At 49.8% G+C, this 11,994-nt stretch carries 11 protein-coding genes; 3 read left to right on the top strand and 8 right to left on the bottom strand.

Going from position 1 to position 11,994, the window contains the following annotated elements:
* Positions 1-66: 66 nt before the first annotated feature.
* The 5 genes from HP401_RS28845 to HP401_RS28825 form a co-directional block, all read right to left on the bottom strand.
* The gene (locus HP401_RS28845) at positions 67-1,485 is read right to left on the bottom strand and encodes an aldehyde dehydrogenase family protein (RefSeq protein WP_173607531.1); all 1,419 of its coding nucleotides are present in this window, start codon (positions 1,483-1,485) and stop codon (positions 67-69) included.
* Between the two features lie 97 nt (positions 1,486-1,582).
* Complete coding sequence (locus HP401_RS28840; RefSeq protein WP_173607530.1) at positions 1,583-2,863, bottom strand: peptidase; 1,281 nt, start codon at positions 2,861-2,863, stop codon at positions 1,583-1,585.
* Positions 2,864-2,895: 32 nt separating this feature from the next.
* On the bottom strand, positions 2,896-3,573 hold the full coding sequence (locus HP401_RS28835; RefSeq protein WP_012685801.1) for a 3-oxoacid CoA-transferase subunit B: 678 nt from the start codon (positions 3,571-3,573) through the stop codon (positions 2,896-2,898).
* Positions 3,555-4,247: a 3-oxoacid CoA-transferase subunit A gene (locus tag HP401_RS28830; RefSeq protein WP_016739694.1), complete on the bottom strand. Its 693-nt coding sequence runs from the start codon at positions 4,245-4,247 to the stop codon at positions 3,555-3,557. Before HP401_RS28830 ends, HP401_RS28835 begins: the two co-directional genes overlap by 19 nt.
* A 16-nt stretch (positions 4,248-4,263) precedes the next feature.
* Positions 4,264-5,616, bottom strand: a complete 1,353-nt coding sequence (locus HP401_RS28825; RefSeq protein WP_173607529.1) for an aspartate aminotransferase family protein — start codon at positions 5,614-5,616, stop codon at positions 4,264-4,266.
* A 157-nt stretch (positions 5,617-5,773) separates the two neighbouring features.
* Here HP401_RS28825 and HP401_RS28820 point away from each other — a divergent pair, with 157 nt between their 5' ends.
* Complete coding sequence (locus HP401_RS28820; RefSeq protein WP_142496372.1) at positions 5,774-7,318, top strand: PucR family transcriptional regulator; 1,545 nt, start codon at positions 5,774-5,776, stop codon at positions 7,316-7,318.
* Positions 7,319-7,322: 4 nt separating this feature from the next.
* Here HP401_RS28820 and ablB read toward each other — a convergent pair whose 3' ends face one another.
* Positions 7,323-8,177 (bottom strand): putative beta-lysine N-acetyltransferase, encoded by an 855-nt coding sequence (gene ablB, locus HP401_RS28815; RefSeq protein ID WP_173607528.1) that lies wholly within the window; start codon positions 8,175-8,177, stop codon positions 7,323-7,325.
* Between ablB and yjcZ the strand changes: the two genes are divergently transcribed.
* Together yjcZ and HP401_RS28805 are read left to right on the top strand one after the other, a co-directional pair.
* Positions 8,125-8,439 (top strand): sporulation protein YjcZ, encoded by a 315-nt coding sequence (gene yjcZ, locus HP401_RS35765; RefSeq protein WP_375140443.1) that lies wholly within the window; start codon positions 8,125-8,127, stop codon positions 8,437-8,439. The two genes, ablB and yjcZ, sit on opposite strands and share 53 nt — an antisense overlap.
* A gap of 96 nt (positions 8,440-8,535) precedes the next feature.
* On the top strand, positions 8,536-9,264 hold the full coding sequence (locus HP401_RS28805) for a glycerophosphodiester phosphodiesterase (protein ID WP_173607526.1): 729 nt from the start codon (positions 8,536-8,538) through the stop codon (positions 9,262-9,264).
* 48 nt (positions 9,265-9,312) lie between these two features.
* Here HP401_RS28805 and mnmL read toward each other — a convergent pair whose 3' ends face one another.
* Positions 9,313-10,281 carry a tRNA modification radical SAM protein MnmL/YtqA gene (mnmL, locus tag HP401_RS28800; protein WP_012685794.1) on the bottom strand — a complete coding sequence of 323 codons (969 nt, stop codon included), beginning with the start codon at positions 10,279-10,281 and terminating at the stop codon, positions 9,313-9,315.
* Positions 10,282-10,457: 176 nt separating this feature from the next.
* Positions 10,458-11,696, bottom strand: coding sequence for a glycosyltransferase family 2 protein (locus HP401_RS28795; protein ID WP_012685793.1), 1,239 nt, complete (start codon positions 11,694-11,696; stop codon positions 10,458-10,460).
* Between the last annotated feature and the right edge of the window lie 298 nt (positions 11,697-11,994).

The raw sequence follows: 11,994 nt of genomic DNA, 5'->3' as shown, positions 1-11,994 counted from the left end.
TATTTCAACAATATTAACTATATCACAACTCTACTATGATTTGCAAGAGCTCTTTCCTCATTTCTTTTATCGCTTGATGGCAACGAGTTTCAATTCCGTCATTTCTTCTATCGCGTATTTGACCCCTTCCCGACCAAGTCCGCTTTCCTTTACGCCACCGTAGGGCATATGGTCCACGCGAAATGTCGGAATATCATTTACCATCACCCCGCCAACGCGCAGCTCTTCTGCCGCTTCCAAAGCCAACGACAAATTGTTGGTATAGACACCAGCCTGTAATCCAAAGCGGGAATCGTTGACCAACGTAATGCCATGCCGGACCGACTCCACTGGATTGATGAGAACGACAGGGCCGAGTACTTCCTGACAAGATACTTTTGCATTTGCCGGTACACCCGTCAACACCGTAGGCTGGAGCATCCGATCCACGATCTGTCCCCCACACTCCAAACGCGCTCCTTGTAGGAGTGCCTCATGAATCCACTCCATCGCACGTTCTGTTTCCCGTGGATTGATCATAGCGGAATAGTCCGCGTCCTCAGAAAGCGAATCACCACCGCGTAGTGCTCGTGTTTGTTCAACAAAACGTTGGACGAAATCCTGATAGATTTCTTTGACCACATAAATTCTTTGCACAGACATACATACCTGCCCAGAGTAGGCGAAGGCGCCAAAAACGCATCGGGGAATCACTTCATTCAGTTGCACATCGCGATCAACGATCACTGCCGAATTCGATCCCAGCTCGAGCGTGACTCTTTTCATTCCCGCTCGATTGCGTATATCCAGCCCAACAATTGGACTCCCTGTAAAGGTCACCGCCCTGACTCTCGGATCAGACACAATTTGATCGCCAACGCTCGCCCCACTACCCGTGATCACATTGAGAGCGCCAGCAGGCACACCAGCTTGCTCTGCGAGCTCTGCGAGAAACAATGCGCTAAGCGGTGTCTGCGATGCTGGCTTGAGAACTACGGTATTGCCAGCAGCGAGAGCAGGTCCGACCTTATGGGCAACGAGATTCATCGGAAAAGGAAAGGGTGTAATGGCCCCGATAACTCCCAGTGGTTCACGCACGGTATAAGCCAAGCGTCCCTCTCCCCCGATCGCTGCATCGAGTGGCACGGTTTCTCCGTGGAGGCGTTTGGCTTCCTCTGCCGCAAACTTATACGTCTGAATGGTTCGAATCACTTCACCACGGGCTGTTTTGATTGGCTTCCCCGCTTCTATTGCGATGATCCGCGCCGCTTCCTCCAAGCGTTCATTCATCAAAATTGAGATTCTTTCAAGCAGGAAGGCACGTTGATAGGCAGAAAGGCGCCGCATGACGGCAGTCGCTTCGTGGGCCGCAGCAATTGCGTTTTCAACCAATGATGAGTCTGCTTGCGAAATTTGTGCAATCTCTTGACCCGTACATGGAGAGAGTAGGGGTGCATGAACAGTAGCTGGCACCCATTCTCCCCCGATAAAGCACGTTTTTTTCATCGGCATATCCCCACCCTCATTGATTGGCGTTCACCTTGCTATCATTCTCCCTCATACACGTGCCTTCCTGTCTCGATTTTGAAATATTTGGATATCTTTACTCTTTCACACTTTCAGCCACACCGCACCATTCCAGTAACGTCAGCGCAAAGATCTCCGCACAACGGAACACCTCATCCAACACGATGTATTCATTCGGATAGTGTGCAACCTGTGTGACGCCAGGTCCAACAACAATCGCTGGCGTATTGGCCAAAGCAGTCAACAAACCGCCGTCTGTTCCCCAAGGCGATGCTTCCACAATGGCACGATCTCCTGTCACAGCTTCAAACTGCGCTTGCAAAATATCCATTAACGGATGATCGAGCTCCACTGCTCCCGGAACCCAACGAGCTCCGAACCACTCCAGCTCAACAGGCTGCTCCTCAAACCACGGGTCGACCTCTGCTAGCTTTTTCAGTGCTGCCGCCATTTCCGCTTTGGCATCGTCCATCTGTTCTCCTGGGGCAACTCCCATCCTTCCTTCCAGCTTGACGAGATCAGCTACAGACGAAGGCCACTTGCCTCCCTCAATCACCCCCAGATTAATCGGGATTGGAATGGGCAGCTTGGCGTAAAGCGGATCGTCGAGTCGATCATTACGCTCTTTTTCCAGTTGACCAATTGCTTGAACGACGAGCATGCTCTTTTCGATGGCACTGACTCCCTCGTAGCGTGTCCCTCCGTGAGCAGAACGGCCTTTGACGGTCAATCTGAACCACATGGAGCCTTGCTGCTTCGGGAAAATTTTCATATTGGTCGGCTCTGGAATCAGGGCAGCATCCGCCTTGTAACCACGAATGATCGTCGCCAATGTGCCTGCACCACCGCTTTCTTCTTCTACGACGCTTTGAAAAATGACGTCGCCTTTCAGTTGCACACCCAACTTCTGTAGGACTTGGATCGCCAACAGGGAAGATAAGTTTCCACCCTTCATGTCGGTTGCTCCACGCCCGTAAAGCTTGCCGTCCTCAACCTTCCCGCTAAACGGATCATCGCTCCACTGTGCCAGATCACCCGCGGGCACTACATCCACGTGTCCGTTTAGAATGATGGACCGGCCATCTCCTTGTCCCTTCCACACACCGACGACATTCGGGCTGCTTTCAAACGTCGTACGCGGGGAGACAAAATACGGATGTGACACCAGCTCATCGCCTTCCATGACCCATAAGTCAACGGCCAGCCCCATCTGCTCCAAAAGCTCTGCAATACTTTGTTGAATGGATTGCTCTTCTCCTTGTACACTCGGGCTTTTTACCCATTGCTGTAGCAGTTGAACAGCGGCCTCGCGATCTTTTTCCAACTGCTCCCGTATAAGCACCTGCCAGTTTGCCATGTTTTTCCCCCGTTCCATGGATTTGTCTTTGCTTAGCGGAAAACGCCAACCTCTCCGTCCATCTTGAGTTCGGCTTCCGTTGCTCCAATCACGTCAGCGACACTGTATGGATACATGACTTCTCGCAGGTACAAACCATCTGGCATGACCTCCATTACAGCCATGTCCGTGATGATCAAATCCGCAGCTTTTGTCGCGGTTAACGGCAGTGAGCATTCCCGAACGATTTTCGAACGTCCGTTTTTATCCAGATGCGTGGTCACAACCATGACCTTCTTGGCCTTTTGTGCCAGCTCCATAGCTCCACCCATGCCAGGGACACGCTTGCCTGGAACGATCCAGTTGGCAATGTCACCATTTTGGCTTACTTCCAAGACTCCTAAAATCGTCATATCCAATAGTCCACGGCGGATGATGGCAAAAGCAGTCGCACTGTCAAAAAAGGATGCCCCTGTGGCAAGCGTGACAGGAAAACCGCCCGCATTGCATAGCATGGCGTTCTCCTCGCCTTTCGCAGGGCTTGGTCCTGTACCGAGGATGCCGTTCTCCGCGTGAAACATCACCCGTTTCTCAGCTGGGATAAAATCCGCAACTAACGTTGGAATACCGATTCCCAAGTTAATAATCATGCCGTCTTCCACTTCCAATGCTGCGCGGCGGGCAATACGTTCACGATAGCTCTCGGTTTCTTTTACTTCTCCCATGCCCATTGCCAGTTCACCCCTTCACTTTGGACGATAAAGTTCACGAAAACGCCCGGGGTGACGATTTCTTCCGGGTCGATCATGCCTACCTCTACTATCTCATCCGCCTCCACGATGGTAATGTCGCCCGCCATCGCCACTAACGGATTGAAATTGCGTGCACTAGTATCAAACACCAAATTGCCAAAGCGATCCGCTTTTTTCGCATGTACGATAGCCACTTCGGCAGTGAGCGGTGTCTCCAACAAGTATTCCTTTCCATCCAGAACGACCTTCTGCTTCCCTTTTTCCGCGATCGTCCCGATGCCGACATCCGAGAGAATGCCTCCCAGGCCGACTCCACCTGCCCGTACACGCTCTGCAAGTATCCCCTGCGGGCAGAACTCTACCTCCAGCTCTCCAGCCGTCATTTGGGCCCCTGCGTTCGGATTTGAGCCAATGTGAGAAGCAATCACTTTTTTGACGCGCTTTTCGGTCACCAGCTTACCTATTCCGATATGCGGGAAAGCAGTATCGTTACTGATCAGCGTCAGATCACGCACGCCCTTGTCCAAAATTCCCTGAATCAATGTAGGCGGGTTGCCCACCCCACCGAATCCCCCTGCCAACAGCGTCATCCCATCGCGAAAATGGGTGAGCGCTTCGGACAGGGAGACGACCTTTTCAAATCGGTTTGTCATCCTCGTTCCTCCTTCTCTATCCGATCAGTGCTTTGTCCTGGAGCTCTTGCTGAACAGCTATCACCGCTTCTTTCAGCAGAGCTATCAGTTCATCGATTTGCTCCGTAGTAATGGTCAGTGGAGGTGAGATGATGACAGCGTCTCCTGCCACTCCTTCGATCCCGCCCATTGCCGGATAAATAAGCAGGCCTTTTTCAAATGCTTTTTGAATGACCTTCCCGCCTACTCCTTGGGAAAGCGCAAACGGCTCTTTCGTCTGCTTGTTTTTCACAAATTCCAGCGCACACAGCATGCCAAGACCACGTGCATCTCCGATCAACGGGAGTTCGTCTGCCAGTTCTTTTAGGCGGGCAAGCAAATAGGCACCTTGTTCTGCCGCTTTTTCGACGAGCTGATGCTTCTCTACATAGTCGAGGACAGCCAGAGAAACAGCAGCGGATTGTGGGTTAGCACTATACGTATGTCCTGCCATAATCGAGCCGCTGCCTTTTGTAATCGTCTCAATGATTTCGTCCGAGACAATCGTAGCAGCCATAGGCGTGTAACCGGCACTCATGCCTTTGCCCAATGTCATCAAGTCAGGTACGACGCCCCAATGGTCGATCCCAAACGCTTTCCCCGTACGCCCTACTCCTGTCATTACTTCGTCTGCGATAAACAAAACCTCATACTTATCACAAATCTCGCGAATACGTTGGAAGTAACCGTCTGGCGGCACGACCGCTCCCCCAGAAGCCCCGATGACAGGCTCTGCGATGAATGCCGCTACCTGCTCAGGTCCTACGCGCAAAATTGCGGTCTCCAGCTCGTTTGCACATGCAAGCGCATACGATTCGAGGGACATGTCTTCTGGTTTGCGATACGGATATGGTCCTGTGATCGCCGGATAGTCAGCCAATAATGGGGTGAAACGCTTTCGGCGCAAGACGTGCCCAGACATCGAAAGTGCGCCCATTGTAATCCCGTGATAGCTCATCCAGCGGGAGATAATCCGATTTTTCGTTGGTCTTCCTTTTTCCTGCCAGTATTGAATCGCAATTTTTTGTGCTGTCTCCGTTGCTTCCGAACCGCTGCTGACAAAAAACGTCCAGTTCAGAGAGCCTGGTGCCCACTCTGCTAGCTTTGTAGCCAGCTTCTCCACAGCATCGCTACTGAAATGCGAGCGGTATACAAAGGAAACTTCCTTGGCTTGCGCATACATCGCCTCAGCCACCTCTTCTACACCATGACCAATGCTTGCCGTCACCGCTCCACTGGAACCATCGATGTAACGATTCCCCTCTTTATCGTAAAGATAGATGCCTTTTCCGTGAGAAATAACCGGATACTCTTTGCCCAATTCAGGCTTGATTACATAGCTTTTCGTCATTTTCGTCGCCACCTCGCTTATTCTCTACCTCTATCCTAGCTGACCAGCACGCAAGAGCCATCCTACGTGCTGGCAAAAAAACATGGAAAAGAGACAAAATCTTTTGTACATTTTGTATAAGAGAACCTTTACCGAGAGCTTTTGGAGGAGATGCCTGATGACCATCACGATAAGAGAAGCACTACAACTGCCGGATATGGTTCACACCAGGCTGATCGCAGGAGCAGGCGGACTCGACAATCCGATTCGTTGGGTAACAATTGTCGAGGTACTGGAGGATACGAGTCGCCTGCAAGAAGGCGAATTTTTGATAACAACCGGATTTGGACTGGCTGAGCATACAGAAAAACTCGCTTCTTTTATTCCTTCGTTGGCGAAGCAAAAGCTGAGTGGCGTTGCGATTCATACGGGCTTTTATTTACGGGAAATTCCCGAGACGTTTTTGACCTTGGCGGATCACTATCAACTTCCATTGATTGAAATTCCCACGGAGATAAACTTCTCCACCATAACCAAAGCCATTTTGCAGCCGATCATGAATCGGCAATTTGAAACGCTGGCCTATTCCTCGGCGATTCATAACCGAATGATTGATGCTGCCCTGTCCAAGGGAGGCCTTCCCGCCATTGCTGGAGAGCTTGCAGCACTTACTGGAGGCGTCGTGTCGCTCGTCGATGCATTAGGTTTTGAAGTCACACAGCATGGCAGTTCGGAAGCACTTCCGCTTGATCAGTCTCAGGAAATCGCGCATCGTGTACCGATTCGCGCCAATCGCGAGCATTTTGGCACGTTGACCTTAACGAAGCCCGAGCACGCCTGGAAAGAGCTCGATGACGTCGCTCTACAGCATGCCTCTACCTTATGTGCACTCGAATATGTAAAGGAAAGAGCAGTAGCCGCAACGGAATGGCGGTTAAAAGGGGATTTTGTGGAGGAGTTGCTGAATGGGCAGCAGATGACCCATACGGAGCTGGAGAGCCGTTGTCGCATGCTGGGGTACCCGCTTACTGGTCATCATCTTTGTGTCGCTGTTCGTGTAGAGGTAGCCGATCAGACGATGCTCGGAGACATGCATCAAAGTGTTATTACGTTGATGCGGAGGCTTAGCGACCGTCATCAGCGCTCTTATTTGCTGCGCGAACGACCGCATTGCCTCTTGTTTATTTTGCCGGATGATCAGACGAGCCTACGCCTGTTGGAACAGCTTACTTCCCGCTGGAGAGGGCTGCACCCTGAACTTGCCCTACAGATCGCCTTGAGCAATCCCTGCGAGCAATTGCCAAACGTCGTCAGTGCCTCCGAAGAAGCGATGTTTGCTCTACAAGCGTACCCGCTATTGGCCCAATCCCCGCAAATTTTGCGATACCGGGATATGCAGGGCTATCAGTTTTTGTTTCCGTACCATCGTGAAAAAGAAAGCTTGCTGCGTCTGTGGAACCCATTGCTGGAACCATTAATTCGCTATGATACGAAATACAATCAACAGCTTCTCGAAACCCTTGAGGTGTATTTGGCTCAGAATGGAAACGGGCTACAGACCTCGCAAGCCTTGTATATCCATCGACATACACTCAAGTACCGGTTGACCCAAATTGAAGAAAAAACAGGCTACCGCCTGGAGGATGCTCATCAACGCTGGCAGCTTCAATTGGCCTTGATGGCCCGACGTCTGCAACAGCAGTTGTATCCTACAAACAGGTAGCCTGTTAATCCCTCGTCGGGCGAAGTGGCTTTACCCATATATTCATGTCTTCATAGCCTGAAAAGATCGTACAATTGTTAATCAGCCGTCCTCGGTATGCATAGCCCATCTTGGCAGCCGTCACATTCATTCCTGCTGATTGTGCCCGGGTCAAGGTGTACAAAAAGTAAATCCCCGTCTCCTCCATCCTTTGTTCCAGCGCGATAAACAGTGGTTGGAGGAGGCCTTTCCCTGCATGGTCTGGATGGGTCGCACAATCCGTCATTTCCGCAGAACCAAATCGTTCGGATACTTCAGCTGATGCAGCACATGCAATCTTGCCTTCAAATTCAACGACATAGTAGATGGTACCTTCCTGCATGGTTTTGCGAATGTAGGACGGGTCGTTCATCGGTGTAGGATACGTCGCGAATACCAGTCCATACAAACACGCCAATTCCTTCGTGTCTGCCTCCGTTGCTTCACGCAGGTTGTATCCCTCTGGTAATGATTTCTCTATCGTACTCCCCGCTTTTGACAGGCTCAACGTAAGAATTTCCTCGGCAAGTTTTTCTGCACCAGAGGTAGCCCGCTCTTTTGTCAGATAGCAGGTGAGCATCTGTGCGTTTTCCCCTTGAAAAAAACCATCAATGGTTCCCTCAAGCTCGTACCCCAGGGATTGCCATTGTGGAATATCTTGTTTCTTCCCGTACACAATCACTTTTGTAGCCTCTGACTCTTCAGCCAGCTCCTTCATGACCCGATCCCACTGCTCGATTTGTGATGGTTCATACACGTGCAGCTTTACGCGGCCATTTTGTCGATCAATGATCAGGTCGCCAGCCTCCTGTGCGCCTACAACATTTATCACGGTCTTCATCCTCCCCTGCAATACTCCTCCTCTCATTGTAGCAAAACGAGTAAGGCCGTCATCTGCCAATCTGTATAAAAAAGCGTTCCTCATGCACAAAAAAACAGCAGGTGGGCATTCTGTTGGGTCATATTTACCGGTTCTTCATACCATGAGAGTAGGTGCTTCATGTGCGGGAAGGAGGGTGTTTTTTGTGAGCTGCAATAACAATTTTGCCCTGATCCTTGTCCTCTTTGTCCTTTTGGTCATCGTACTCGTCGTAATCGGATAGACTTCTGGAGATGCCTCTCATGTCAGGTCGTATCGAGGGGCCCTTTACATATGATAGTAGAAGGTAATGACACGCTCGAGAAGGGAGGAAGCCCTCGTGCCCCCACTTATCTATGCCCATCGTGGCGCTTCCGGCCTGTTTCCGGAAAATACGATGGAATCGTTTCAAGGAGCCGTCCGACGAAAAGCCAATGGGATCGAATTAGACGTTCAGCTCAGCAGTGACAATAAGCTGGTTGTCATTCATGACCATAACCTGGAACGCACGACCAATGGTTCCGGTTTGGTTCGCCACTACACATTGCGTGAACTCCGTCAGCTTCGAGCAGATAAAGGCTCGTCTATGCGACTACCAAAAGCACACATTCCAACCCTACAGGAGGTATTCCAGTCGTTTGTCGACTCACCACTGCGCTTCATCATCGAGATGAAAAATTTTTTCCTCGATCAACCTCACTTAGAGGAGCTCGTCATCGAACAAATCAGACGTTATCAGTTAACAGAGCGAACCATCATTTCAACATTTAACTTCGACAGCCTTTTACGAATCAAGCAATTGGATGCCAGGCAAACAACAGGACTTTTATACGTGGGACCACTCGTCAAGCCTTGGGAAGTAGCCAGCAGATATCGTGCTGATCAACTGCACGTCCCTTATGATCAATTGACGGAAGACTTGGTCAAACAAGCAAAGCAGCATCATTTTGAAGTTTTGAGCTGGACGGTAAATACTGGTCGGCAAATCCAGCGAGCCATTGACTGTGAGGTAGATGGTCTGATCACGAATTACCCGAAGCGTGCGAGAAATCTGATTCGCAATCTTTAAAAAAGAAAGGGAGCCCTTAAAAAGGCTCCCTGCTTGTTGCTATGACTTTTACGTGCGTGGTACGAATAACTTTCCTTGCCAGCTATTCCGCGCTTTCAGTTCTGCGTCAATGCCATTCAGAACTTCCCACTTTTTACGACTCCACATCGGTCCAATCAAGAGATCAGGTGGTCCGTCCCCTGTGATTCGATGGACAATCATTTCTGGAGGTAAAATTTCCAATGTATCTACAACGAGCTTCGTGTACTCTTCCTGCGATAGGAATTCCAATAGACCTGCTTCATATTGCTTCACCATCGGCGTTTTGCGCAGCAGATGCAACAGGTGTATTTTGATTCCCTGCACATCCAGATGTGCTACAGCATCTGCCGTCTGCATCATCTCTTCGTGGCTCTCTCCTGGCAATCCATAGATGATATGAGAGCATACACGGATGTTGTGCTTGCGCAGCCTCTCTACAGCGTCCACGTAGCATTGATAATCGTGCGCTCGATTAATTAACTGGGCTGTGTGCTCATGGACTGTTTGGAGACCAAGCTCCACCCACAAATATGTGCGCTCATTCAATTCAGCCAAATACTCCACGACGTCGTCTGGCAGGCAGTCAGGACGTGTGGCAATGGAGAGTCCAACTACGCCTTCTTGTTGGAGGATGACTTCGTACATCTCCCGCAGCTCCTCCACAGGCGCATACGTATTTGTGTACGCTTGGAAGAAGCCCAAATACTTGGCTTGTGGCCACTTCTCGTGCATGCGGTTTTTCACATCATGGAACTGTTTTTCCAGATCCATTCTGCGGTCACCGGCAAAGTCTCCAGATCCTCTCGCGCTGCAAAACGTGCAGCCGCCTGTCGCTACTTTCCCATCCCGATTCGGGCAACTAAAACCGCCATCCAGTGGAACCTTGAAAATCTTTTCGTGAAAAGTCCCTCTTAAATGATAATTCCATGTATGGTATCGTTTATCGCCCCACAACAATGGGACGTCGTTGTTGTGAATATCTGTCGCGAGCTTCATTGCTGTTTTCCTCCTATGGGCACCGCTACGTCTGGCGCTGGTGCCTTAATCCCGTTGGCGAACGCTACTTGCTTGATCACGTCATTATACCAAATTCGGCAACGGTCTCGCTACTTTAAGATAATAGGAAAACCACAGGTGAATATTCCCCCTGTGGTTTTTGCTTGTTTACTTCGCTATTGCTGGATCTCCTCGATACGAATCGCGCGTGTGTGAGAGGTATGACTCCACTCCTGGTTTTTCTTCGTAAAGAACGCGTAAAACATAATCGGAAGCCAGGTCAGGAAAAAGAATGGCAGCAAGAGGAGCCCGAAATACCCCTTCCACGGTACTTTATCCAAGTAGAGAGCCAAGAGCGGCAACAGGTAGAACACGGCAGTAGAACCGTATACCAGCCATGTAGGCAAGATCGTGGATACTGTTGTCAGCGTACCGATATCAAAAAATCTTGCCAAGAACAATACCGACATCATCGTCACCATCAGCACATACATCGGTTGGAAGAGGTAGAAGGCTGCGTCAAGCATTCCCAGCTTTCTTGACTTCAATCCATTAAACAATACAGCTCGAATGTAGCGTCCTGCCACATCGTAGTGCCCTTGCATCCAACGCAAACGCTGGCGCATAGACGATTTTAAGTCAATCGGTTTTTCATCCCAGACCTTGGTGTCATGCGCCCAAGTCGGGTAAATACCGCGTTCAATACAACGTGTTGCAAATTCCAGGTCTTCCGTGAGACTGGTTGCTCCCCAACCCATTTCTTTGAGCAGGTTGCTCTCAATGCACAAGCCAGTTCCGCCCAAAGTGTTCGGCAGTCCCAAATTGTGACGAGCCAGCTGCCACATACGGTTTGTAAACCAGTAGGTAACCGCATAGGACAGCGTAATCCAGGAATCAAACGGGTTCTTGGAGTCGAGGTAACCTTGAATTACACGAGCCCCTTTGCAAAGACGGTCATTCATTACTTTCAGGAAGTTTTTCTCAACCAAGTTGTCAGCATCAAACATGACGACAGCGTCGTACTGCTTAGGTCTTGCCCAGAGGTTCTCCAGCATCCATTCGATGCCGTAGCCTTTCCCACGCTTGGATGTGTCAAAACGCTCACATGCAATTGCACCATGCGCCCGACTAATTTCTGCCGTGTTATCTGTACAGTTGTCGCAAATGACGAAGATGTCGTACATTTCACGTGGATAGTCGAGTTTCTTCAGGTTTTCAATAAGCGGAGCAACTACGGCGCTCTCATTGTGAGCAGCCACGAGCACAGCAAACGTCTTTTGCGGCTCAGATGTTACTTGCTCTTTTTTGCGGAACAGGCCTGCACAAGAAACCAGTGTTTGGTATGTGCCGATTACGCCCACCGCAGAAGTAAATCCGATGAATAATCCCTCAATGATCTCTCTAATTACACTCATGGGTTCTTCTCCTCGACCTAAACCAGATTGGGTCTGATCTGAATTTAGGTAGTGTTGTTTTTCCAACATTTCTCTATTGTTTTTCTCTCAATTGGCAGTTTACATCAAATACGATTCATAAGCAATGACCCAAAAGTGGGAAAAAATAAGGCACTGCTATCACCTTTCCCACCTTTTTCTCTTTCTATTCGACAGTGCTTCGCAGTTGGCAGAAAAAAAAGCCCTTGTCGAAAAAGGCTCCGTTTATTTAGAAAAACACAAACACTCGTTTCCATTTCTTCCTGATTGTTTCCGGGAT

This window comes from Brevibacillus sp. HB2.2 (genome assembly GCF_013284275.1).
Classification (GTDB): domain Bacteria; phylum Bacillota; class Bacilli; order Brevibacillales; family Brevibacillaceae; genus Brevibacillus; species Brevibacillus brevis_D.
The sequence above is the reverse complement of the archived record's forward strand: the minus strand, read 5'-3'. Positions and strand labels throughout refer to the sequence as shown.

Excerpts from the sequence above, each read along its gene's own strand:
- HP401_RS28845 (WP_173607531.1), bottom strand. The coding sequence starts at position 1,485 with ATGAAAAAAACGTGCTTTATCGGGGGAGAATGGGTGCCAGCTACTGTT.
- HP401_RS28840 (WP_173607530.1), bottom strand. The coding sequence starts at position 2,863 with ATGGCAAACTGGCAGGTGCTTATACGGGAGCAGTTGGAAAAAGATCGC.
- HP401_RS28835 (WP_012685801.1), bottom strand. The coding sequence starts at position 3,573 with ATGGGCATGGGAGAAGTAAAAGAAACCGAGAGCTATCGTGAACGTATT.
- HP401_RS28830 (WP_016739694.1), bottom strand. The coding sequence starts at position 4,247 with ATGACAAACCGATTTGAAAAGGTCGTCTCCCTGTCCGAAGCGCTCACC.
- HP401_RS28825 (WP_173607529.1), bottom strand. The coding sequence starts at position 5,616 with ATGACGAAAAGCTATGTAATCAAGCCTGAATTGGGCAAAGAGTATCCG.
- HP401_RS28820 (WP_142496372.1), top strand. The coding sequence starts at position 5,774 with ATGACCATCACGATAAGAGAAGCACTACAACTGCCGGATATGGTTCAC.
- yjcZ (WP_375140443.1), top strand. The coding sequence starts at position 8,125 with ATGATCAGGTCGCCAGCCTCCTGTGCGCCTACAACATTTATCACGGTC.
- ablB (WP_173607528.1), bottom strand. The coding sequence starts at position 8,177 with ATGAAGACCGTGATAAATGTTGTAGGCGCACAGGAGGCTGGCGACCTG.
- mnmL (WP_012685794.1), bottom strand. The coding sequence starts at position 10,281 with ATGAAGCTCGCGACAGATATTCACAACAACGACGTCCCATTGTTGTGG.
- HP401_RS28795 (WP_012685793.1), bottom strand. The coding sequence starts at position 11,696 with ATGAGTGTAATTAGAGAGATCATTGAGGGATTATTCATCGGATTTACT.